General features: G+C 39.8%; 17 protein-coding genes and 1 pseudogene. 6 read left to right on the forward strand and 12 right to left on the reverse strand.

All coding sequences use genetic code 11. From position 1 onward, the window contains the following. Window positions 1–20: 20 nt before the first annotated feature. The 4 genes and pseudogenes from J8M01_RS07995 to J8M01_RS08010 form a co-directional block, all read right to left on the reverse strand. Complete coding sequence (locus J8M01_RS07995; protein ID WP_211057647.1) at window positions 21–3,164, reverse strand: glycosyl hydrolase family 18 protein; 3,144 nt, start codon at window positions 3,162–3,164, stop codon at window positions 21–23. A gap of 693 nt (window positions 3,165–3,857) precedes the next feature. After that, window positions 3,858–4,829, reverse strand: coding sequence for an ATP-binding protein (locus J8M01_RS08000; RefSeq protein WP_211057648.1), 972 nt, complete (start codon window positions 4,827–4,829; stop codon window positions 3,858–3,860). Continuing rightward, window positions 4,826–5,378 (reverse strand): annotated as a pseudogene (locus tag J8M01_RS08005) (heme NO-binding domain-containing protein). Before J8M01_RS08005 ends, J8M01_RS08000 begins: the two are co-directional and overlap by 4 nt. Continuing rightward, the gene (locus tag J8M01_RS08010) at window positions 5,375–6,511 is read right to left on the reverse strand and encodes an HDOD domain-containing protein (RefSeq protein ID WP_211057649.1); all 1,137 of its coding nucleotides are present in this window, start codon (window positions 6,509–6,511) and stop codon (window positions 5,375–5,377) included. The pseudogene J8M01_RS08005 and the gene J8M01_RS08010 overlap by 4 nt, the downstream one beginning before the upstream one ends. A gap of 92 nt (window positions 6,512–6,603) precedes the next feature. On the opposite strand from J8M01_RS08010, the gene J8M01_RS08015 reads away from it, so the two are divergent. After that, window positions 6,604–7,926, forward strand: coding sequence for an HD domain-containing phosphohydrolase (locus tag J8M01_RS08015; protein WP_211057650.1), 1,323 nt, complete (start codon window positions 6,604–6,606; stop codon window positions 7,924–7,926). Here J8M01_RS08015 and J8M01_RS08020 read toward each other — a convergent pair. Next, a complete protein-coding gene (locus tag J8M01_RS08020; protein ID WP_211057651.1) occupies window positions 7,923–9,473 on the reverse strand; it encodes a PAS domain-containing methyl-accepting chemotaxis protein in 1,551 nt (516 codons plus the stop codon). The genes J8M01_RS08015 and J8M01_RS08020 overlap by 4 nt on opposite strands. 334 nt (window positions 9,474–9,807) lie before the next feature. Here J8M01_RS08020 and hemH point away from each other — a divergent pair, with 334 nt between their 5' ends. Next, entirely contained in the window at window positions 9,808–10,827 is a 1,020-nt protein-coding gene (hemH, locus tag J8M01_RS08025; RefSeq protein ID WP_210995223.1) for a ferrochelatase, read from the forward strand. 48 nt (window positions 10,828–10,875) lie between these two features. On the opposite strand, the gene J8M01_RS08030 is transcribed toward hemH, so the two are convergent. Together J8M01_RS08030 and J8M01_RS08035 are read right to left on the reverse strand one after the other, a co-directional pair. Further along, on the reverse strand, window positions 10,876–13,425 hold the full coding sequence (locus J8M01_RS08030) for a GGDEF domain-containing phosphodiesterase (RefSeq protein WP_247671061.1): 2,550 nt from the start codon (window positions 13,423–13,425) through the stop codon (window positions 10,876–10,878). Between the two features lie 174 nt (window positions 13,426–13,599). Continuing rightward, window positions 13,600–15,009 carry a TIGR00366 family protein gene (locus J8M01_RS08035; RefSeq protein WP_211057652.1) on the reverse strand — a complete coding sequence of 470 codons (1,410 nt, stop codon included), beginning with the start codon at window positions 15,007–15,009 and terminating at the stop codon, window positions 13,600–13,602. A 230-nt stretch (window positions 15,010–15,239) separates the two neighbouring features. On the opposite strand from J8M01_RS08035, the gene J8M01_RS08040 reads away from it, so the two are divergent. Further along, complete coding sequence (locus tag J8M01_RS08040; protein ID WP_192509778.1) at window positions 15,240–15,653, forward strand: hypothetical protein; 414 nt, start codon at window positions 15,240–15,242, stop codon at window positions 15,651–15,653. A 23-nt stretch (window positions 15,654–15,676) separates the two neighbouring features. Here the strand turns inward: J8M01_RS08040 and J8M01_RS08045 are convergent, their stop codons facing one another. Further along, window positions 15,677–17,278, reverse strand: a complete 1,602-nt coding sequence (locus tag J8M01_RS08045) for a sensor domain-containing diguanylate cyclase (protein ID WP_211057653.1) — start codon at window positions 17,276–17,278, stop codon at window positions 15,677–15,679. Between the two features lie 247 nt (window positions 17,279–17,525). Between J8M01_RS08045 and J8M01_RS08050 the strand changes: the two genes are divergently transcribed. Beyond that, the gene (locus J8M01_RS08050; RefSeq protein WP_192509776.1) at window positions 17,526–17,708 is read left to right on the forward strand and encodes a hypothetical protein; all 183 of its coding nucleotides are present in this window, start codon (window positions 17,526–17,528) and stop codon (window positions 17,706–17,708) included. A 1-nt stretch (window position 17,709) separates the two neighbouring features. On the opposite strand, the gene J8M01_RS08055 is transcribed toward J8M01_RS08050, so the two are convergent. The 3 genes from J8M01_RS08055 to J8M01_RS08065 form a co-directional block, all read right to left on the reverse strand. Then, window positions 17,710–18,870 carry an ectonucleotide pyrophosphatase/phosphodiesterase gene (locus J8M01_RS08055; protein ID WP_247671062.1) on the reverse strand — a complete coding sequence of 387 codons (1,161 nt, stop codon included), beginning with the start codon at window positions 18,868–18,870 and terminating at the stop codon, window positions 17,710–17,712. A 138-nt stretch (window positions 18,871–19,008) separates the two neighbouring features. Further along, window positions 19,009–19,524, reverse strand: coding sequence for a hypothetical protein (locus J8M01_RS08060; RefSeq protein WP_192509774.1), 516 nt, complete (start codon window positions 19,522–19,524; stop codon window positions 19,009–19,011). Between the two features lie 340 nt (window positions 19,525–19,864). Next, on the reverse strand, window positions 19,865–22,036 hold the full coding sequence (locus J8M01_RS08065; RefSeq protein WP_211057655.1) for a S9 family peptidase: 2,172 nt from the start codon (window positions 22,034–22,036) through the stop codon (window positions 19,865–19,867). A gap of 237 nt (window positions 22,037–22,273) precedes the next feature. On the opposite strand from J8M01_RS08065, the gene J8M01_RS08070 reads away from it, so the two are divergent. Further along, on the forward strand, window positions 22,274–22,744 hold the full coding sequence (locus tag J8M01_RS08070) for a nuclear transport factor 2 family protein (protein ID WP_211057656.1): 471 nt from the start codon (window positions 22,274–22,276) through the stop codon (window positions 22,742–22,744). Between the two features lie 22 nt (window positions 22,745–22,766). On the opposite strand, the gene J8M01_RS08075 is transcribed toward J8M01_RS08070, so the two are convergent. Beyond that, on the reverse strand, window positions 22,767–23,345 hold the full coding sequence (locus J8M01_RS08075; RefSeq protein ID WP_210995214.1) for a MarR family transcriptional regulator: 579 nt from the start codon (window positions 23,343–23,345) through the stop codon (window positions 22,767–22,769). Window positions 23,346–23,459: 114 nt separating this feature from the next. Between J8M01_RS08075 and J8M01_RS08080 the strand changes: the two genes are divergently transcribed. Next, window positions 23,460–24,050, forward strand: a complete 591-nt coding sequence (locus J8M01_RS08080; protein WP_192509770.1) for a carboxymuconolactone decarboxylase family protein — start codon at window positions 23,460–23,462, stop codon at window positions 24,048–24,050. Window positions 24,051–24,171: the final 121 nt, after the last annotated feature.

Raw genomic sequence — 24,171 nt, forward strand, 5'->3', positions numbered from 1 at the left:
AGCTGCCCTAAAGTTGACGCTTATAAATTACAGACTTTGTCATAATCACTGCTTGTCTGTGGTGCTTTATTCGACCACCATTTCGCTTTGTATACCTTGTTCCCTTGAATAATCAAATCACCTGCCGCTGCATGCGTTGAACGTGGGAATGCTGGATAAACCGAAATATCTGCAATCGGCACTCCTTCACAACTGGTGATTGGACCGCCATCCCCATTACCTGGTTTCGCAGCTGGTAGTTTCGGATACTCAAATTTAAATGCGTAACGTTTACCGTCTTTCTCTGCGACAAAGTTAGCAGGGCCTGTAATGGGGTTGTAATACATCACTTGTGCATTAACCGTTTCACCTGGCGCAAGTGATTTAGGTACACTTCCCCACTCATTGACAAGGGTGATTGAGAAGCGATGATATTCATTCTCGAAACCACCAATGTTATTACCCGCGGCATTTGAACCATTTACGTCAACTGCCATAGTCAACTTCTCTTGCGCAGCCCAATTTGATTTAAATATCGCTGATGTCGATACCGGCACATCAAATGAAATTTTTGCCCCGCTTAAGTCAATGGCAGAGTTATTGGTAAAAGCAAATGTCGGTGCAATAGGGTAGTTGTCATCCCCCGTTGGGAAATCCTTCGCTATAAAAGAAACATCAACGGACTCAGTTGGCACAACGAATGTCGGGTCACCATTATGAACATCATATGCAACACCACTTTGGTTGAACTTGTTATAAGCAAGCGATGTCATGCTTGAACCCATAAAGTACTCACCTTTAGCAGCATCGTAATCATAATCACCGGCCAGTTCCCAGAACATGATCCCGCCCAAGCCATTATTAATTACATAATCAACTTTGGTGCCCATGGACTGTTCATCTTCAATTGAAATGAATACTTTTTTGTCTGCATTCCATAGCCAAGGTGCTACAGCAACAGAATCATAGTGGCGAGTATAAGTCCCTGTTAATACATCAGTTGGATCTGTGTCCGGCGTGAGACCATATACCCCTAGGTAACTTGGTGTAACACCTTTTTCAAGGTTTTTAGCATGCCAAAGTGGATTTGACCCCGCTGGTACTTCATATCCGTTATCATTCTTATCATGCCAAAGGTTATCAATACCTACAGCACCATCACCACATTTATTCTTCTCACCAACCCCAGTACCCGGCGCACATGCACTTTGGTTTGCAAGTGCTGCTTGTCCCCAAAGGCCATTTGTTCCACCCTGCACATTTTGAAATCCACGCGTGTAATAAGGAATACCGATGTTAATACGTCCAGCAGAAATTGCGCCTCTAAAATAACGCACGGCCCAATCTGTATTTAAATATCCAATCCCTTCAAATTCTTTTGTTCCATACACATCCCACTGCTTTAATTCAGAATCTAACCCGGTATCGAACAGTGCCGCATTGTGTCCAACATGCGAATTCCATGCGCCATGTAGGTCATACGACATGATGTTGACGTAGTCTAAATACTTAGTCACTTGGAAAGTTTCCATACCACGTAGCAAATAACCAGATGAAGGTGACGCTATTGTCAGCATGTAGTGCTTACCATCCACTTCACCCGCTTTATCAAGTACCTCGCGTAATCGTTTCATCAGAACTTGGTATGACGCATTTAATCCTGCACGACGCGCATTAGAGATAGGGAAGTCATCAGGGTGACCTGAATCCTTCATTGATGACGGATATTCGTAGTCTATATCAACCCCATCAAAACCATACTTTTTAATAAAATCAACAGAGCTTTGTGCGAAAGCCTCGATGCCAGCGTGATTGACTGAACCATCTGCATTGGTTGTCATTGTGTAGAAACCACCGCTTTTAACACGCTTTCCATCCCCACCAAAGAACCCACCAGTTTCAGCCCAACCACCAACTGAGATAAGTGTTTTAACATCAGGGTGTTGCTTTTTATACTTGTTCAACAAGTTAAAATGTCCTTTGTAAGGCAAGCTTGGATCTAACTCTGCACCGGCGACACCAGGCCATTCCATATTGGTGGCTGGATTGCCAACTGCATTCGGATCACCGATTGACACTTTATTCGCTGCATCAACATGTGCAAAGGCATAGTTAATATGCGTGATTTTGTCCCAAGGAATGTCATTGACTAAATAACTAGGTTGACCGTTTGCGCCGTTACGCCAGCTTGTAAAATAGCCAATTACACGTCGAGGGTGATCTGCCCCCATTACTTCACGACCATTTTGGTCGTAAATAGTACAATATGGGGTGTTGACACCTGGAGTTTGATATAAACCTGCTGGCTGACAAGCATCTCGGTTATCGACTTGCCCTGGTTCTACAACCGTTAGGGTCTTACTTACTTGACCTGTGGCACCTTCATTATCAGTTACCGTTAACGTAAATGTAACCGAACCTAACTGAGAAGCCTGCCAAGTGTGCATCGTTGCTGAACCATTAGAAGCTGCAACTTCAACACCGTCGACTGCAAAGCTTAGCGCCGTTACTTGACCATCACTATCACTGCCAGAAAGATTAAATTCAACGCTTGAACCTATCACCAATTCCGTCGGTAGGCTCACCAGTTCTAATGCCGCGACTGGCGCTTTATTCACCGGATCTACTACAGCTTTAACAATTACTTGGTTACTCAATTTCGTTGACACAGCACCTTTATCATCGGTCGCTTTCACCGAAATTGTATGCGTACCTTCTGTTGCCGCCCACGCGCTGTCAAATACCTGACCTGCACCCTGTGTATCAGTTGCCACAAGTACATCATCAACATAAAACTCAACTTTGGCTACAGTGCCATCAGAATCTGTTGCGTTTACGCTAATGGCAACGCTGTCATTTACGTTAAATTCAGTACCTGACGCGGGCGTTAACCCCGATACTGTTGGAGGTGTGTTATTGACAACGCTGTCACAAACACCCAACTTAATCCACTCTTGCCACGGGTTAGAATGCGTAACAGGATCAACTTTATTCCACCACTGTGACTCATAAGCCGCATCCGCTTTTTGAACAACATCGCCTTTTACATACGCTGTATTTTCTTGCCAAACAGGTACGCCTGTACAGTCATATGGTAAATCTGATGCATAGCCTATGCTTGAAAATAAACCGAGGGATATAGCACTATATTTTAATGCCGACTTGAACATTTTTTGTGTTCTCATGATTTCTCCAACCTTTACATGTAACTTTTGTTTAACAAATTAACATTAAAAGTAACACATAGTTTCGGCTCGTCAATCGCCCCCTGAACACTTTTCAACCAGTACCGGCCATTAAAATAGTAATAATGTCGTATTTTCACTAAAACTAAATGAGTAATATTCAGCCTCAACAATTCAATTTTGATATGAATTTGACTCATCTTAACGTTTCCTAATATGAAGCCATTAAGTTATTAAAAACAGTACATTGGAGGGACGTATATTGAATTCATTACTAATCAATTGGCTTTCGGATAAATAAAACTAATGAATATAAAATACCCACGATAATAACCTAAAGTCATAACATATATTTTTTGATTATAAAAAAACAAAGTGAATTAACCTAACTTTCATCAAATGACCCGCTAAAGAGTAATACCACTGTAAACTTTAGAGTTGTAACTCAATGTTTTGTAAATAATTTATTCTCATTTTTAACAAAAACAAGTTCCAATCGAGTCTTCTATATACATTCAGGTACAAAAAAGTAGACTTCCGAGGTAGGAAATAGGCCATTTATATTTCAACAAACTGAGCTGGATAGAAATAAAGCGATACATTAAGGAGTTTGATACACAACTTCTGAGAAATAGTTATGCTGAAAAGCGTGATTTAAAAATGAAACCTGTGAACACCACAATGTGAATGGCATTACGCCAATACGTCTTGTGGATCTTCTGCGATAGGAAAGCGGCACAAAACACGAGTGCCTTCATTAAGTTTACTCTGTACTTGGATCTCACCTCGGTGTTCTTTTACGATGCCATACACTATCGCCATCCCCATCCCTGTACCTTCACCAACTGGTTTGGTGGTAAAAAAGGGTTCAAAAATACGGTTTACCGTATTTTCATCCATACCACAGCCGTTGTCAGAAACCTCCACAGTAATATTTTCGGTGTCAGATGAAACCTCCACGTTAATTTGTGCATATTGCCCCTCAACAAGATCACATGCGTACTTAGCGTTCAACAGCAAATTGACAAATATTTGATTCGTTGCCGCCAAGTTAAAATAGCTAAGGGGTAAAGGATCTGTATTACATGTCACTTTACAGTTCTTCAGTTGATTCGTTAATAACTTCAGTGCACCATCTAAAGATTCGGTGAGATCAGCCATCGCCATGAGGTTATTCTTTGGCCTAGCGAAACTTAATAAATTGTTCACTATGGCGCTTATCCGCTGCAATCCTTCATGTGTGTCATCTAACAGTTCATCTAAGTCTTCTAATACAAAGTTAAAGCTTTGCTCTTGATCCAATTGAATCAATACTTCCTTTACCTGCTGCTCAGAAACTGTTTGAGCCATAATTTGTTGCGCCAGTTTAATTAACGACACCAAAGTGGGTGTTAAGTATCGAATACTCTCTAAGTTACTGGTTGCATACGCCAAAGGGTTATTTATCTCATGAGCTACACCGGCAGACAAAGTCCCTAGTGTTGCCATTTTCTCAGTTTGCATAAGGATGGCTTGTTGATTCTGTAATTGATCTATTTTTTCTTCAAGCGCTTGATTAGTGTTAAACAACGCACGTGTTTTATCTTCCAATAAGCTTTCTAATTCATCACGGGCCGCCTTTTCCCTTAAATATGCTTTTTTATAATTATGCGTATCATCACTCATATATTTGTACTCTCATACCTAACTTCAATCACGCATGCATCAGCCCCTTGATGCATACACTCAACGTGATCTAATGTAACATCAATACTGTAGTGCGCAGCCGCACCATAAATAAGGCCCTCGGCACATAAGCATAATTTTCGTTTCGAATAATATTGCATCAAGATAAAACCTTCATGCACCAATTCGCATTCTATTTTTGGTAAATTTGGCTCTTGATATAGTTTTGCCACTTCAACATGAATCACTGAGTCAATCCCCATGATCAAAGAACTGAAGCCATCAAATGTATCTACAATTGTAGGATGCTTTTGTAACAAATAACCAAATAAATACTCGCCAAACGCTTTTAATACATCCTGTAATGGCAATGACAAAACCACAGCCACATCTTGCGCTAGCCCGACAAGCTCTTCATCCGGGTAACTTTTTGCAGAAATATACACCCTGTCATCAGGCGCGTTTTTTTTCGAGTAAACTTTCCCACGCAGCCATGCCACACTTTTCTATCACTAACGACTCTAACCCTCTAAAAATAACGCCTTTCACAAAGCCTCCTTATGAGTTTTTTGCCACTCAAAAAACCAGTTCTGAGTCGTTTGTAATAACCCAAGTCCATCCAGTAAATCATATTCAGTTTTATTTAAATCAAATGCCTGCTTACTATATACTTGCTCAACCACTCTATGTATTAAAGTTAATGATACCTCTTGCTCTGCAGGGAGTTCATCAATTAGTTGCGCCCTCACTATGGCTTCTTCAAATCCCCATAATGCTAACAAATAAGCGGCTAATGTGTATTTAGACACTCTGCTTTTATCTTTTGAATATTGAACTACGCAAAAATAGGTCAATTCACCGACACCACTTAAAAGCGCCACAGCAAATGACAATAGCTGTGTTTGTGTATCTTGGTGCAACATTTTTGCAAGTAATTGTGCCATATTCGCTTTTTGAAAAGCCTTGTTAACCAACTGATTTAATGCTTCTTGCCCTGTACTATTCAATAATTGCTGTGATAACTCACAACATACAACTATTGCTTTCAACCCATTTAAACCAATGCGAATAATGGCTTGCCTAAAGTCAGTGGTATGATTATTAAAGCCTATAAAAGCCGAGTTAGCGACTTGTAGCACTTTACCAGACATAATAGGGTCATGACTGATGTGTTTAGCTAACACCTCAAAATTAGGCTCGTTATTTTGCAGCTCTTTCAACATACTATGAGCCACCGTACTCAAATATGGTAAATCAGACAATTGCCCTAGTATTGCCCGTGTCGAGGATGTCATAGGGAGCCCCTGTAATATTACGGCGCTGTCTAACACCTCCGTTAAGTGAGTTTGTGTGAACGGTTTAACCAAATGAAAATGTATCGTATTGTTTATTTGCCATTTGTAATTGTCATTCAAATCACCACTCAGTAAACACCTAATGGCGGCTGGACAAACTTCTTTTGCACGCTCTAATACCTGCGCTCCACACAGAATAGGCATCATTGAATCACAGAATATGACATCTGGTGTGCCATTACTTTCGATACAATTAATAAACTCTTCTGGAAACTGCAAGCAACTGACCGTTGCCTCCTTATACAGGCGTCGTAGCGTCCGAGACAACGCCCTTAACAGAAGTTCATCATCATCAATTAGCAGTATATTCAGCGAATTATCAGCCATTCATTTCATCCACAGCGATAAAGTATTTGTTTATACCTACAGCTTAGTCTAAATTTATCAACATACATACTCATCTAATGCGCTGTTTTTAAATGGAAGATTTTGAAAAAATAACTAAGTTCCCTGTACAAATAATGTGCCTTGACGATGAGCCTAGTGTTTTGCGTGCACTCGTTCGCCTACTTCGCCATCACAAATTACAAGCCGTGCCTTTTACCGAAGGTGCTGAGGCACTGGCTGCCCTCGAAAAACAAGATTTCGCACTGATCATTAGCGATATGCGTATGCCAAATATGAATGGGGCTGAATTTTTAGAAAAAGCAAAAGTCATCGCCCCCGATACCCAGCGTATTCTATTAACTGGGTACTCAGATCTCATATCAACAGTCAACGCCGTTAATCAGGGAGAAATACATGCTTACGTGAAAAAGCCCTGGCAAAACCAAAGGTTGATCTATCTTATCGAACAAGCGATTGAGAAATACAGACTCAAAAAACACAACCTAACGTTACAAAAACAGATTGTTGAACAAAACAGTAAGCTTAAAGAGTTAAATGACTCTCTTGAGCTGTTGGTAGATAAAAGAACAAAACAAATTCGGCAGGTGTTAAAACAACTCGAAGTAGCCAATGAACATGAACGAACCGACCATAAAGCCACCGTTGAGCTCTTGTACAATTTCATCAACGCAAACCCAAATTTAGATGCACAACTTGCCAAAAACATTGCCACAACATGCTTACATATCGCTCAATTTCTCAAATTAAGTGATAAATTAATAGAAATGGCCAATATGGCGGGTTACCTAGCACAGGTTGGGCTACTCGCAATGGATCCTGCTTTATATAAGGTGCCCCCGACCGAGCTCAATGAAAAACAGAGAAAGTTGTTTTATACTCACCCGGCCACAGCACAGCTCATGCTAATGCCAGCCCAACATTTAAGTGAGGTTGCGGAAGCAATATACCACCAGTTTGAAAAATACAATGGTAACGGTATCCCCAAAGGTCTTAAAGGCAGCGACATTCCTATATGTGCTCATATTTTATCCGTTGCTCGTGATTATTGGCAAAATATCAGTCTCAGTCAAAAGCCACAGGAACAACGATATACCGACGCACTAGAGTTAATCAAAATGTATAGTGGTAATTTTTATCATCCAAAAGTGGTTTCGGCACTAGAAGCCACACTAAAAGATAAAAAGAATACCCAATCTGACACCGTCAAATCTATGGATATTCTTACCTCAAAACAATTAAAACCAGGTATGATCCTCGGACTTGCCATTCATAGCCACAAGGGCATCATGTTGTTACCTAAAGGCCATCAATTTACTGAAAAATCAATAAATAAGCTACAGCAACTGGAAACGCAAAAGCCCACACCTTTTAGAATCATGATAAAAGATGATTAACGTTTAAAGCGTACAACAAGCTCATACATATCGTTTGCGACTACCGTTAGATTTTTACTCACGGCTTTCACATGTTCTGCGCTGTCTAAGCTTACATTCGCGAGTGACGCAATGTTGACAACCTGTTGGTTTATGTCATCTGATACCGCGGCTTGCTCTTCAACTGACGTTGCTATTTGCATAGACATATCATTTATTTTCTCAATGGCACCATTGATCCTTTCCAGCATTAACGTACTTTCTTCTAATTGCTCGATACCAAATTGGGACTCCTTCTGACCTCGCTCCGCAATATCTACGGAATTTTGCGTACTATCAGTTAACTGTTGAATTATTGTATGAATTTCCTGAGTTGACTGCTGTGTGCGTTGAGCTAAATGTCTCACTTCATCTGCCACTACTGCAAATCCGCGACCTTGCTCACCAGCACGCGCTGCTTCTATCGCAGCATTTAATGCCAGAAGGTTAGTCTGCTCTGCGATCTGGTCAATGATTTGCGCAACATCTGCAATACGTGCAGTTTGTTTTGACACACCCAGCACGGAATCACGAATCAAACATACGGTATTTCCCAGCTCAATAATTGCTTGTTTGGTAGCCACACTCAGCTTTGCACTATCATTGGCCAATAATAAAGAGTGTTGCGCTTCATGGGCCGTAGATTGAACATGGCTAGAAACGTCATTAATTGTCGTACTCATCTCATTCATTGCTGTAGCAACTTGTTCAGTTTCCAACTGCTGCTGCTGCAATTTCTCATATGACTCAGTGGCACCGTACAATGCACTATTTGCTCCATTTGATACATCCTTTGCCGAATACTCTATCCGCGTAATGACTGTATTCAAGTGTGCTTTCTCGCTCAACAAACGGACCTGGATCTTTGCCATTTGACCTTCCCAGGTAGAATATATTCGTGTAGCGACGTCATCACAGAAACTATGTGCAAGCGTTTGCTCCAATCTAGATAGCTGCTCATTATCACGCCATAAGTTGTAAAAACTCAACCCTAGCGCATTAACAATAAGCCATGTAAACGCCACTGTTTCAGATAAAAAGAACCAGATCAATACTGCTGATATGACCATAAATAGGGGCCAAATAGCCCTTAGTTTAGGCAACTTTAATGACCTATTATTCCCATTATTAATTGTCCGATATAACTGCTCAGCACGCTGGATCATCGCTCTGTCAGGCAAGGTCCTGACCGACTCATAGCCAACAACTTGACCATTTTCGGTTACCGGAGTTACATAAGCATCAACCCAATAAAAATCCCCATTTTTGCACCTGTTTTTAACCACTCCCATCCAGGGCTTGCCTGATTTCAACTGCTGCCACATCGTTTGAAATGCAAGTTCAGGCATATCTGGGTGCCTCACTAAATTATGGGGCTGCCCAATTAATTCCTGCCGAGTAAAACCACTGACAGAAACAAACTCATCATTACAGTCAACGATATTCCCTTGTAAGTCTGTAACGGAAATAAGCTTGGTATTGTTTGCAAATGTTTTCTCATTATTTGTGACAGGTTGATTCAGACGCATAAATCCCCTTTAGGCTAAAATTTCAACAGTGCATTTGATGCTTAGCTGATCCCTCCTCACATAGGGAAAGTAATCATTATCAAATACAAAAAAGTGTCGAGAAATTACGTGTATCAAGGCAGGCTTGCAAGCGAGAAAAGCTGAATTGTTTTGAAAATAAGACAAAAGAATGAATAATATATTATCGCTTTTTATTTTGTATTAGAATAGATCGAGTTTTCAGTTACGTACGTATCAAATATCTTGTAAAATTATAACCAGATAAGTTTTTAACTTAAGTACCTATCTATTACACTCTCAAATCTGCATTAATAATATGCTCAAGGAGCTCTATGTGTCCCGTTTCTCAGCCGTTACTGACAATCCACACGATCAAAGATTTAATCAAAAAACAGGGATCTTAGTTACGAACTTGGGTAGCCCTGATGCCCCTACAGCGAAAGCTCTACGGGTCTATTTAGCTGAGTTTTTATCAGACCCCCGTATTGTAGAAATACCTCGCTTAATCTGGCTGATGATTCTGCATGGTATTATTTTGCGTGTTCGCCCGAAAAAATCAGCAAAAGCTTATGAGTCTATTTGGACGGAAAATGGCTCTCCCCTTATTCATATTTCAGCCCAACAAACTGAAAAATTGTCACTTTTGATAAAACAACAGGGCTACGAAAACACTGAAGTAGTGATGGCGATGCGTTATGGCAACCCTTCCATTGAGTCAGGCCTTGAACTATTGCGAGATAAGGGGTTAACACGGATCATTGTTTTACCGCTATACCCGCAATACTCTAGCCCCACGACTGGATCAACGTTTGACGCCGTGGCCGCGGTATTAAAAAAGTGGCGCTGGGTACCAGAATTACATTTTATTAATGGGTATCATAAAACACCAAAATATATTTCCGCATTGGCCGCATCGATAGCGGAAGATCTCGAAAAACACGGTACGCCGCAAAAGCTCGTATTTTCTTATCATGGAATGCCTAAGCAATTTCTTAACAATGGCGACCCATATCATTGCCTATGTCACCAAACGACCAGTCTGGTTGTAAAAGCGTTAGGGCTAGATAAAGATCTCGTTATGACCACCTTTCAAAGTCGTTTTGGTAAAGCTGAGTGGCTAAAGCCCTATACTGATGAGACGCTCACCAACTTCCCTGCGCAAGGCATACACGATATTGCCATTGTCAGCCCTGCATTTAGTGCTGATTGTTTGGAAACATTGGAAGAGTTAGAAGAAGAAAACCGAGAGATTTTTGAGCATGCTGGTGGGAAAAGCTATCGATACATTCCTGCTTTAAACGACCGAGATGATCATATCGATGCACTCTTTGATGTGATAAAGCCGATGCTTTAAATGTTTTTGCGCGTCAATCATTGACGCGCAAAAACGCCCTAAGACCGATTAAAATATACTGACTTTTTCTGCGTAAATAGCCGTGTCTGCGGGTGTTTCTAACATCTCTAAACACTCATTCATTGGTTTTGCAGGACTATAGTAAAAGCCTTGAATATTATGACACCCAAACTGCTGTAACATTTTAAGCTGTACCGCTTGCTCCACACCTTCTGCAATCACTCGGATATCTAACTGCGTGCTCAATTCGATAAGGCACTTAATCATTGCTTGTTTTGAAGTATCTGCAACTAAGCTATCAACGAAAGACTTATCAATTTTGACATAATCAACTTGGTTTTCGATTAAGTTACTTAACGAAGAATAGCCTGTACAAAAATCATCTAACGCAACTTTTACCCCCTTTGCTCTGAGTTCACTCAGTACATGCCAAGTATATTTATTCGTTGCCATAGATTCTGTTACTTCAATTGTAATGGCATGATAGGGTAACTTGGCTTTTTCTATCGCCTCACTAATTAACGCCACTTGATTATTCGTGCTTTTAAATTCATTCACTGAACGGTTAATTGAAATTGATACATCTGTAAAACCCGCTTGATGCATTAAAGATAAATCATGGCAACTTTGTTCCAAAACAAATTGGCCAATGTTATGGATCATACCAAACTCTTCCGCAATCGGAATAAAACGCCCTGGAGAGACAATGCCATACTCATCATCAAACCAACGAATAAGTGCTTCAAATTTTCGGATGTTTCCCGTTCTCGCATCAACAATAGGCTGATAATGCACGGTCAACAATTTATGCTTCAACGCATCTTTAAGTTTATCTCTTAACTTAATTTTATTTAGGTAGGCATTTTGAATAGCCACATTATGCAGCGCAATACTTCCTACTCGGTGTTTTTTGGCACTACCTAATGCATGTGCTGCGTTTCGAAGTAAATTTGCCGCCGTAATTTGCTTATCGTTAGGTAATATTGCTACACCGGTACTTGCTGTAATTTCTATAGTTAAATCATTAAATACATAGGGCAAACTCAATTTTTTACTCAGCTTTTCGGCTATCAGCATGGTGCTGTCATCGTCACCGCTGTCTAATAAAATCGCAAATTCATCTCCACCATATCGACTGATTGTGTCTTGACTACGCAGCGCATTCTTCAACCTTTTAGCGACAGAAAGCAGCACTTTATCGCCTGTTTCAGGACCAAACACGTCATTAACCTCTTTGAAACGATCTAATCCTATAAACAATAAAGCACAGCTTGTTTGTTGTGCCCGAGAGTCCGAAATCTTAGCTTCGAGCGTCCCCATAAAACTGCGTCTATTTTGCAAACCCGTTAAGGGCTCATGATTGGCATAAAAAGTAAGCTGAGCTTCGTTACGTTTCCATTGTGTGATATCTCTAAAAATTGCAACATAGTTGCATACAAACCCTTCTTCATCTTTCACAGCACTTAACGTGAGCTCTTCGGGGAAAATTTGACCGTTTTTCCTACGGTTATAGATCTCCCCTTTCCACATACCTTCCTTACTCAGTTGGTTCCACATCAATTGATAAAACCGCTTATCTTGTTGTCCTGATGATAAAACAACCGGATCTCTCCCTAACAACTCATGTCCGGTATAACCCGTTAAGCGTTCAAATGCTCGATTCACCATAATGATTTTGTTGTTTTTATCAGTGATCATAATGGCTTCCGTCGCATGCTCAAATACCACATTTGTTAACTCAAGCTGACGGTTTAATGCTGAAATATACGACACATCTTGTACCGTTGCGCTAAATACGCGCTCTTGGCTGTCTTCATCCCATTCAACACGGCCAATAATTCTCAATAACCCTTTCAATTCTGAACGCTTTTTGTGGGAGACATTGATATCAAACGTATCTAATTTATTATCACCAATTTTAACCAACAAATGACGTAACTTTTGCTCATCGAGTATTTCCAAGTGAGATAAAAAGACATTCAAGGTGATATTCGGATTATGGTGCTTGAGCAAACGCGCCATCTCTGCGCTAAACCAATGTTTGTTTTGATGAATACGCCATGTCCAAGAACTCAACTTAGCAATTCGCTCGCCTTTCGCTAATTGCTTCAAAAGTAAGTCTCGTGAAGATAATGCTAAGTTGTGATTAAGTTCGGCCCCGACGATATGGCTAAGCTCTTTAAACCATGCTTGCTCAGCATGACTAACTTGCGTCGGCGAATTAAACATACACACCATTATGCCTATAGGAGTATGGTCTAAAGCACGCAACGTAATGCCCAAATAACTATCAATATTCAGTACTTTTAGTATGTCATCATGACGATAAAGGCTTTGTAAATTACAGTTAATCGCACAAATAGAATCACTACCTTTAGCGTCTTTACACGGCGTGCCTTCTAAGTCGTAAACAATATTTTCTGCTTGGCATCCATCAATGGTATAAAACACCGTTTTAACCTGTGTATCACTGCTCACAAACTTGCCAATGAAACAATGTGCGGCCCCAAACCGTTGATAAAGCATACTCAAAGCAAGTTCATATCTTGCTCCGCTGCTCGCTAAATTATAAAACTGACTAAAAGACACATTCACCATTTCATCACAACTTTATTGTTTTTAAGCAAATACAAAAAATTATTGGCATAGTAATTCAATAAACTACCTCTAACATCAATGTAGATCAATAAAATATGCAATGGATTGACCTAACAGACACAAAAAAGCCACATAGGGACACATGGCCCATATGTGGCTTTTTGCTATTTACTTTTAAGGTTCCATCATTGGCTGTACATCTAACCCATAGCCAAAATAAACCGCAAGTACCAATACCACAGAAGCGGCAACCATCAGCTTAAGCAATAATGGCAAACAGAATCTGAACCAATGTGCATATGGTACACCGGCCATACCGATGATCCCCATTAATACTGCATTAGTCGGAATAATCATATTTGAGAAACCATCACCAAACTGATAGGCCAAAACAGCAACTTGGCGTGGAACTCCCACTAAATCACCCAATGGAACCATCAGTGGCATAGTCACATACGCCTGACCTGAACCTGATGGTATGAAAGTATTCAATATTGTTTGAATAACCAGCATACCCACTGCGGAAATTTCTGCGCTTACATAGGACAGCGGTAGTGACATACTATGCACTAATGTATGAAGGATTTGCCCATCTTCTAAAATAAGTGCAATACCTCGAGCCACGCCGATTAAAATGGCGGTAGTAACTAAATCTGATACCCCTTCAATAAAGCGTTCTGCAGTTTCATCTGCTGATAGCTTGCCTAATATTGCTATCACCGCCCCCCAAGCAATAAAAACACCCCCGAGCTCATACAAATACCAACCTTTGGTAGCAATACCCCAGACTGCAACTGTCAGAGTAATTAAAAAACTTCCTAAAATGACTTGGTGCCTAGTCTCTAATTTAGGGTAACTTGGTTGTACTTGCCCATCTAATGGGCATGCAACCCCTATCATCATTGAAGTACTTGGGTCCTGCTTCACTTTTTGCGCATATTGCCACACATGATGAAAACCAATTAATACAAAAGGAATAAAAATAGCGAGCCTAAGCCAAATCCCCGAGTAGACTGGGATCTCTGCAATCTGTTGCGCAATAAGTACAGTAAACGGATTAAATGCGGAAACGCCATAGCCAATACCATACCCAGCAACAATCATACCTACAGCCGTCATGGCATCTAATCTCATTGCTTTACACAGGGCAACCAGTATCAGCACAAAAGGAATATATTCTCCCGCGGTTCCGATACTACTGGAGGCCATCGCAAAACAAAACACCACCATAAAAATCAGCTTTTGGGGGCGTGAACCATACTTTTCTAAGAGTCGACCGATCAGTGCATCTACCGTACCAGTCGCTCTAGCAATCGCTAAAACGCCTCCCACTATCAAAACGAAAAAAATAACATCTTGCGCAGCAGCAAATGCTCGAGGAATTGCAGTCAACAAATCCCATGGCGTTAAGTAGGTTTTATTCTCAATTACCTGGTAAGTCCCAGCGACAACCATTTGTCGTCCAGATTCTGACAAACTCGTTTCAAAGAAACCTTGCGGCACTATCCACGTAGCCATTAAAGCAATCACCATCATACCTAACAACAGGATCAAGGTATGAGGGACTTTAAGCGTTCGACCCATATGTACTCCTAAATGTTTGACACCGCACTATGCGACCCCTTAATAGCAACATAATACCCACTTTAAAAACTGTTTTCACTTACTCTCGTTAAACATACGTATATTTGCGCCACACAGAGTCTATATTGTTAGACTCTACTCAATGTTCTTCGCAGTTTTTAACAGTTTCTTACTGGTGTAGATGCAGGATAAGCACAATAATGACATCATAAATTCAAGGGGAATAAACAATGAAAAACCTATTAGTAGCTGTTGGCCTAACATCTTTATTATCAGCGTGTGCACATCATGATGACGTTCGTCCTAGTTCTGATAATCAGCACTACGTCATTATTAAATCATCTGAGCGAGGTCAAGGTGTAAAAGAAGCGCTTGACCAAGCAACGCATTTTTGTAAACAAGATAAACAATCGATGTTTGTCCTCAATGAATCAGTAACATATCAAGGTGAGAAAACAGAGCATGAGTTTTTGAGTGATAAATCTACGGCTGAAATAATCACCAATGCTGGAACTTGGTTATGGGTATTAGGGGATGGTTATGTTGATGATGCTGGTGCCATTGCGTCTATTGCCGGTGCCAGTGCAGAGCATTCATTAGGGAAGCCTTACCTCATCAACCTCAGTTTTCGTTGTGGGAGCTAACTCCTTTCTCTAGACGCCCAATATTAACTCGCTTTGGGCGTTCTGCTAAAACCGTCAATATCATCAACTTCAGTTTTATTTCTGCCAGTGTGTTTTGCTTTATACAACGCTTTATCCGCTTGCTTTATGACTTGAGACAGCTCACTTGCTGAACTTGGCCAATGCGCTACGCCAAGTGAAATGTTAACCTGCTCTACAGGCATAAATGTATGGTGATGAACCTGTAACCTTAACCTTTCAGCAATAGAGTAAGCTTGATTAAGATTGACATCAGGTAAAAAAATCGAAAATTCTTCACCTCCTGTTCTACAAATAATGTCTTCTTCTCTCGCACCTATCAGCATAAGTTCTGCAATACTACGTATTACATGATCGCCTACATCATGACCAAAATGGTCATTAATGCGCTTAAAATGATCGATATCTAACGCAATCATTGAAAAAGGCACTCCTGAGTCTTTACAATGCTCAATTTTTGCTAGCATACCACGGCGATTTAAAAGTTGCGTTAACGGATCTTTTTGTCTATCCAAATCAAATTCTTGAATTGTTTTTCCAACTAACTCCGTACCTGAAACAATCGCTTGCTTTAAGTGCTCTGCCTCAAAGTACCACGCATTAATTGCTTGAACATCAGATTTCGCATATCTATCCATAGCCTTCACACCCACCGCCAATTGCCACAACGGCTTTGCTATTTTTGAACCCAGTAACAAGATTAGCATTAACATAATAACCGTGATTGGCAAGGTGCTTTTTACCACATTCAGCAATGTACTATTTAGTTGAGAAAGCGTCGCGTCCGTTGATCTTTGCGCCACAATACCCCACCCCGATACAGGCACAGATGCATAACCACTCAACACCTCTCTATTCTCACTATTACGCAATGCCATAACGCCTGAATATCCAGACATCACATGTTCTATGACCGCATTACTCGCTATCGTATTACCCACTTGACTTGAATCTACATGATAAATTAACTGCCTATTTTGAGCGACAACATATAAATATGACCCATCGTTATAGTGGTGTTCGCCGAGCAATCGATTAAGAATATTGTCACCCTGCAAATAAATGCTTGCTGCAATGAATCCTAAATAACCCCCGTCGCTCGCTGTTATAGGATAAGACACACTAATGATTAAATTACCCGCAGGAGAAATAAACGGCTTAGAAATATAAACTTCTTGTGTCGTTAATGGCATAGCACCTTGCCCCTCCTTTACCACAAAGCCTCTTACATTAAGAGTGCTAGGCTCTGAAGATAATACTTTTCCTGTGCTATCGACCACCACAACAGAATTAAAACTTGATGTTTGCCGGTGCAATCGATACAACTCATTTTGCCGCAGCGATGCGCTAGAAAAATTAGTCCCTATTTGTTGAGCACTGAACTGTAGTTGCGTAATGACCGATTGTAAAAATAGCTCTGTGATTTCGGCTAACTTCGCCGCATAGACACGGTTTGATTCCAAAGTATCATTAATAAGTAATGACTTTTGTACTTTGAATGTGGCGTATAGAGAGTTACCTAACGAAACCACCATACTAAAGAAAGCCAATAAAAAAATTAACCTTTTTAAATCAATTTGTTTTGTTAAATTGAAACTGCCCAACATATCCTTTCCTTGTTAATAACAGCAATTAATACCACTTGTCACCGGCACTTTATCTAACTTTTTCGTCTATCATTTTATTCCGTATCAAAACAACGGTGCAATACCCCCATACTAAAGGATTAATTTCTTACTAAAGGCAAGGATTAATCTCACGATGCTCATGGAAACACATGGGAATAGTCGCTTAATATAGTCGTCCAATGTATAATCTCGGTAAAAGAGTTTATGTAAAGGAGTGCTTATTTAAATGAAAGATAAAAAGGTTAACCCCCTAGTTTCACACTTTACCATCGCCTTTATTTTACTCGCCGCATTGTGGATTTTTGTAGACGAAAAAGACTTACTAGTTTTAGGAAACTCACTGATCCTTGTTTACGTCGTTTATGCACTCGGCTCGCGAGTAATGCCCCGAAAGCCTAAGAAAAAATAACTCACTTCACTGCTTTACGAAGTACATCTCCATTACTGTCTATTTTATTCATTAACTTTAAACCCAATATTTCAGCTATGATTGGGTAGACTTCCAAATTTTCCATTTCACTAATTTTCATTCCGGATTTAAAAGCAGGCCCTTGTGCAATAAAAATAGCTGCCATGTCATCAGTATTAACATATCCATGCGTACCTTTATAAGTTACATTGTTATGTTCACTAAACACCTTTGGTGGCGATGTTTCTAAAATAATATCAGGTATCCTTGGTGAGCCCACATAATGGCGTTTCATGAGTGTGTGTTTATCCAATATAGAAAAGCGCCCTTTAGATTCTGTCGTGAGCAACTTTTTAATATTTTGCACATCTTTTGCGGACGCTTGTTTTGCATAGATTAACGCTCTAGGTCCCGTATTTTTAACCACCCATTCTTTAGGGATACTAAGATGTGCTAAATCTATTTGTTGGCTAACATCAACCTCCGTCATACCATGATCAGATACTATGACTAGATTTACGGGGTGAGCGAGCTGAGAAAGACGTAACTGTAAATCTGTGATTAACTTATCAACTTGTTGAACGGCATCATAGACTTGCGTACTATTTGGGCCAAAGTCATGACCGATAGAATCTACCAACGAAAAATAACCTGCCACAAAGTGTGGTCGTATACCTTCTTCTAGAGAAAGCCATTGAATGATTTGATCAATGCGTGCCTGATAGTCGCTTTGTTGTGAATAGTGATAGTAGTAGTTTGGCACCATGCCATTAAATCTAGCGTCCGATTCAGGCCAAAAGTAAGTGGCTGATTTTAGCCCCTGCATGCGCGCTAAATTCCAAAGTGGGATGCCATTAAACCAGGTACTGTCGTCCTTTCCAGATCCCATTTTATAACACTCGTTACGATTTTTATCGCAAAACTTGTTGTCGATAATGCCATGATTGACCGGCCGCAACCCTGTAATAATCGAAATATGATTAGGAAATGTTTTACTTGGATACACAGGCCACATTTTGTTTACCTGGACACCTTGTTGCGCTATCTTTTTCAGCCCTTTGGCATCGTGCTGTTCAATATAATCCCAACGAAACCCGTCTAAAGATATAAGAACAACAGATTGCTGCTGTGCTGATAATATAAATGACAAAAACAAACTCATACATAGTATGAATCTAGTCAAGTACCACATGTAAGGCTCTCACACTTTAAACATTAATTATGATATGAGGTTTTACGCTAAATCTATGACAATACAAATAAATTGCGACAAAGCACATATGGATGGAACTCAATGATATCATTGGTTACTTATCTTTGCTGCAACTAAAGAATAGCCATTTGTACTAACTGCCAGATCTTCATCGTTAAGCAAATACAATTCAAATAACCTTTTTTGTTTGCCTTTATTGTTACTACACCAAACAAAGTCATCCAAACTCGAGTTCTTCACTTTGCACCGACTGGGTATTGAATAAAACTTTTGCCACTGGCGTTGTTTTTTATCGTTTGAAAACATTTTCCCCGCATAGGTCATTCCATCAATTGGTGAAGCGAGTAATTCATCATCTGGCAAAGCCAGACGCAATTCACTATTGGCATTACTATGACTACAATGACGCTGTAGAAGCACAAAAATACGTTGCTCTTGCACTGAGAATTGCTTACTTTGCGGGCTACTTTTGTCGATTTGTGTGATTAAAATCGCTCTTTTATAGGCGAGCTTTTCACACGTTGATGGTGTGAAACGCGCATTCGAAGCAAGGGCCTGATGCGCAGTTATCACACTCAGTATAAAAAACACTATCCATTTCATATTAAATCCAGATATCCATATCTATTAAAAAATTTAAGGTAACCCACTCATAATAACATACTGTAGTTGACTCGATAGGTCTGTAAGACTTGACCGAAAAAAGTGTAGACCTGTTAATCGCTCAACCTGAGTGTTTTCTTTACTAGATAAAGTACAAATGTATTAAATATAGAACTTAAATATTCATCATTTATTATTGGTTATAGTGTCTCAAAACATGAATTTGTTCATATCACTAAGGTACATGTAATAGATATCGCACATATTTTTAATCTATCGGCTGATATGAATTGTTTAATGAAGAGCTTAGGCACACAACGCTAAGCTCTTCATACCCAAGTTATAACCGACCGTTTGCCAACTCTACAAAGAAGGCATAATGCAATGCTCGGTCCTTAATGCTTTTATAACGACCTGACGCCCCACCATGGCCTGCTTGCATATCAACTTTAAACAGTAATTTATTGCTATCTGTTTTCTTCTCTCGTAATTTCGCAACCCATTTAGCCGGCTCGAAGTATTGTACCTGTGAGTCGTGTAGACCCGTAGTAACGAGCATATTTGGATAGTCTTGAGTTTTCACTTGATCATATGGAGAATAACTCCGCATATAATCAAAGTATACTTTCTCATTTGGATTTCCCCATTCATCATACTCATTCGTCGTTAGCGGTAAGGTTTCGTCTAACATTGTATTAATGACATCTACAAATGGTACCGCAGCATGTACCCCATGATAAAGCTCTGGTGCTTGGTTCACCACCGCCCCCATGAGTAACCCTCCAGCGCTTCCACCTTGGGCATATACTCTATCTTTATCTGCATAACCTTGCTTAACTAACGCACGAGTTACATCAATAAAATCGTTAAAGGTATTCTTTTTATTTAACTTTTTGCCATCCTCATACCACTGTCTACCGAGCATTTGCGACCCTCTGATATGGGCAATGGCATAGACAAAACCACGGTCGAGCAAACTCAGTTTAGAGTTAGAAAAACTTGCGTCACGCGTATAGCCATATGATCCATAAGCGTACTGTAATATCGGATTGGTACCATCTTTTTTAAACAACTCTTTCCTATACACCAGAGAAACAGGTACTTTTTTACCATCGCGAGCGGTAACAAATATTCGCTCCGATGCATAATTATCGGCATTAAAGTCACCTAAAATTTTTGCTTCTTTGAGTATCGCTTTAGTATAAGTATTCAGGTCTATTTCAAATGTCGTTTTGGGGGTAGTCATACTAGAGTAACTGATCCGCACAGCACCGTTACCCAGTTCTTTGTTACCCGTTAAATTAACTAAATAGGCAGGATCATTAAATTCTAACGGATGTTCTTTGCCTGACGCCAAATCCCGAATAGTAATATAGGCTTGGCCCATTTTTCGGGTTTTATATACTAAGTGGGAATCGAAAAGCGCAAAGTCTTCAAATTTTTCTTTGCTATCATGTTGAATAACAGTTTGCCAATTCGCTTTATTTGAATACTGACTCTCATGTACCTTCATCAACTTAAAATTGACTGCATTTAAGTTCGTCGAAATATAAAACCAGTCTTTTAATTTTGCAATACTATACTCAAGCCCTTTCTCTCTCTCAATGAAGCGCTGAGGCTGTGCTTTGGCATTATTCGCATCAATAATTGATACACCTTTAGATTCAGTGCTTGAATGGTGAATGTATACATACTCCCCACCTTTACTTTTACTTATGTACGTATAATAAGTATTGTCTTTTTCATTATATACCAACTCATCTGCGCTTTGCGGTGTACCGAGTGTATGCCTGAATACCTGAGTACCAAGTAACGAAACGGGATCTTTTTTCACATAGTAGAGCGTTTTATCATCATTGCCCCACACAACCCCACCCTGGACACCGGTAAGTTCGTCGCTAAGTGTATTACCAGTCACCAAGTTTTTTACCCGAATCGTATAGATACGCCGGCTTAACGTATCTTCTGAATAGGCCAATAGGTCACCATTTGTGCTGATTGAAAAGTCCGCTATATTATAATAATTGTGACCTTGCGCATGTATGTTCATATCAAACAGTAACTTCGCATCCTTTCCCGACACGTTGTCACTTCTATAGAGTGACGGGTACTCTTGCTCACCGAGTGTTTCTGTAAAATAGAAGAATTTACCGTCTTTCACCGGTACTGAACGCTTATCCTTAACCATGCGGCTTTTTATTTCATTGAATAGTGTATTTTGTAGCGCTTGTGTCGAATTTAAGATTGAATCACTATAAGTATTCTCACGCTCTAAATGAGCAAGTACTTTTGGATCACTGCGAGAATCATCTCGTAACCAATGGTAATTATCTTGCATCACATAGCCATGAATTTTAGTCTCATGTGCTATTTTTTTCGCAATAGGAGGTGCAACCGCAGTCACGCTATCATTTGCTTTTGATACAGTGTGAGAAACGGTAGAACTCTCACAGCCCGTAAGCGCTAATACGATACTTGACGATATAAAGCTGGTAAGAATAAGCTTTTTCATATTCCTTTACTCTTTTTATTATAAATTAGATAGATTAGTAATATACCGTAGACTTAACCATATGTCCTGCCAGCAATCTAAAATATGATGTTCCCTATCTCATCGACTTAGAAACGATAGCCTTATTCCATTTTAAAATATGATGATATTTCACATTTCATCTATTCTTTTACGATATTCTGATCTGTATTGGCGATATAATTCGTTGATATTCCATATTTAACTGTAAGGAAAGTCATGCTTAGAACTTTATTCATATGTTCCTTAGCCATAGTGCTGGGTGGATGCCAAATTAGTCAAAAAGACATAAATGTCACACTCTGTGAAGACGTACTCATGAAGTACCCCCAGTACAGAGATAAAGGCCCAGTGCGTGATTATCAAGCACTGTTCACAGAGGATGCGACCTTTGCGGTACCAAAATTAAATATCTCATTACAAGGAAGTGACGCCATTGCTAGCCGTGTCAGAAGCGCCCTTATCACAAAGAAAAGTATTCATATGATCACCAGTATGAATATTACACCTAGTTCAAAAAATAGTCTCACTGCTCAGTCTCATTTTATTTTATACCTTACTAGCCTTGAAGACCGCACTCAGCCTATGAAGGTCTTTAACGGCCGTTATGAAGACCAATTAGTTATAAAGTCAGGTCAATGCTATATACAACGAAGAAATGTGTTAATAGATCGGGTTGATACCCTTTAATCACTACACATTATGAGGTGGTTCATGAGGTGGTTCTTTTGTGCCAACGGATCACCTCTTTTTGATCTCTGGTAATGGTTTTTCCTTGTGCTTCGATGTCTTTTGCAGTGTCAGCCAAAACTTGTTCTGCTTGCAGCTCCAGTTTTTCTAATAGCAGTAATAGCGTCATTTGCTCTTCGCTGGTTAAATTGGCTGTTAAACGGGTTGTTCTTTGTTCAAGATGACAAGTGATTTTTTTATAAACATCAGTGCCTAAGTCGCTTAATTTGACCAATTTAGACCGTTGATTTTCCGTTTTTTTCTCTTCATCTAAATAGTGTAATTTTAATAAGCAATTAATTGCTCGATTAACCGAGTAAGGATCTAACCTAGATTGATAGGCAATATCTGCAGCATTAATCGGTCCATAAGAGCCAATATTCAAAAGTACTCTTATCTCTCGCGTTTCTAATTCAGTAAACTGTTTAATAGCAGCATCTCTATCAATGGCCAACAAATTACTTGCCACTGCAACTCGATACGGTAAGTGATTATATAAATCATATGGCTTTGTAATACCTGCATTTAATGTAAATGCCGCTTTTCGCATTTTATTGCTCATTTAAAACCCTTTTACACCAAAATTACTCACACTGTAACTTTGCTAGACAAAATCACCAAGACACCTTACTATTTATGTTGCATATGCAACATAAAAACAAAACAGGATCTTATTATGGCGTTAGTTACCCCCCTTTCACAAGATGAAAACCAAGAAGTGCGTGAGTTAGCTAAGTTTTTTAATGAAACGCTAGGGTTTTGCCCAAACAGTGTTTTAACCATGCAAATTCGCCCCGCTATTGCAAAAGCATTTATCACCTTGAATATGGCCGTAATGGAAAACGGCGGCAGAGTCACTGCTGAACAAAAACGACTTATTGGCTATATCACCAGTGCCAATACAGGTTGTAGATACTGTGAGGCACACACAATACTAGCCGCAAAGCGCTACGGTGGTTCAGAAGAGCGACTAAATAATATTTGGCAATTCCGAGAAAGTGAGCTGTATACAAGTGCAGAGAAAGCCGCTTTTGAATTCGCACTCGCCGCATCCAGTGTGCCTAATGCTGTTGATAATATTATTGAAGCTGAATTGAAAAAGTACTGGGATGAAGGCGAAATTGTTGAAATTTTGGGTGTTATTTCACTCTTTGGTTATTTAAACCGCTGGAATGATACCATGGCGACTACCTTAGAGACAGGCGCTATTTCAGCAGGGAAAACATATTTAACACACAATGATTGGCAGGTGAACAAACACCAATAATATTTCAATGATGTAAGTCTTCGACCTCTATGTATGCGGCAGTCGGTGTGCCGTCTAACGACGGAAAATACAACTGAGTCGCACGCTTTGGGGATTTGCTCCCAACTCGTGCGACTATCAC

The sequence above is a fragment of the Pseudoalteromonas sp. MMG005 genome (assembly GCF_018101015.1).
Taxonomy (GTDB): Bacteria; Pseudomonadota; Gammaproteobacteria; order Enterobacterales; family Alteromonadaceae; genus Pseudoalteromonas; species Pseudoalteromonas aurantia.

Bases quoted from the DNA above. Each gene is read 5' to 3' on its own strand.
- J8M01_RS07995 (WP_211057647.1), bottom strand. From the start codon at position 3,164: ATGAGAACACAAAAAATGTTCAAGTCGGCATTAAAATATAGTGCTATA.
- J8M01_RS08000 (WP_211057648.1), bottom strand. From the start codon at position 4,829: ATGAGTGATGATACGCATAATTATAAAAAAGCATATTTAAGGGAAAAG.
- J8M01_RS08010 (WP_211057649.1), bottom strand. From the start codon at position 6,511: ATGGCTGATAATTCGCTGAATATACTGCTAATTGATGATGATGAACTT.
- J8M01_RS08015 (WP_211057650.1), top strand. From the start codon at position 6,604: ATGGAAGATTTTGAAAAAATAACTAAGTTCCCTGTACAAATAATGTGC.
- J8M01_RS08020 (WP_211057651.1), bottom strand. From the start codon at position 9,473: ATGCGTCTGAATCAACCTGTCACAAATAATGAGAAAACATTTGCAAAC.
- J8M01_RS08030 (WP_247671061.1), bottom strand. From the start codon at position 13,425: ATGGTGAATGTGTCTTTTAGTCAGTTTTATAATTTAGCGAGCAGCGGA.
- J8M01_RS08035 (WP_211057652.1), bottom strand. From the start codon at position 15,009: ATGGGTCGAACGCTTAAAGTCCCTCATACCTTGATCCTGTTGTTAGGT.
- J8M01_RS08040 (WP_192509778.1), top strand. From the start codon at position 15,240: ATGAAAAACCTATTAGTAGCTGTTGGCCTAACATCTTTATTATCAGCG.
- J8M01_RS08045 (WP_211057653.1), bottom strand. From the start codon at position 17,278: ATGTTGGGCAGTTTCAATTTAACAAAACAAATTGATTTAAAAAGGTTA.
- J8M01_RS08050 (WP_192509776.1), top strand. From the start codon at position 17,526: ATGAAAGATAAAAAGGTTAACCCCCTAGTTTCACACTTTACCATCGCC.
- J8M01_RS08055 (WP_247671062.1), bottom strand. From the start codon at position 18,870: ATGAGTTTGTTTTTGTCATTTATATTATCAGCACAGCAGCAATCTGTT.
- J8M01_RS08060 (WP_192509774.1), bottom strand. From the start codon at position 19,524: ATGAAATGGATAGTGTTTTTTATACTGAGTGTGATAACTGCGCATCAG.
- J8M01_RS08065 (WP_211057655.1), bottom strand. From the start codon at position 22,036: ATGAAAAAGCTTATTCTTACCAGCTTTATATCGTCAAGTATCGTATTA.
- J8M01_RS08070 (WP_211057656.1), top strand. From the start codon at position 22,274: ATGCTTAGAACTTTATTCATATGTTCCTTAGCCATAGTGCTGGGTGGA.
- J8M01_RS08075 (WP_210995214.1), bottom strand. From the start codon at position 23,345: ATGAGCAATAAAATGCGAAAAGCGGCATTTACATTAAATGCAGGTATT.
- J8M01_RS08080 (WP_192509770.1), top strand. From the start codon at position 23,460: ATGGCGTTAGTTACCCCCCTTTCACAAGATGAAAACCAAGAAGTGCGT.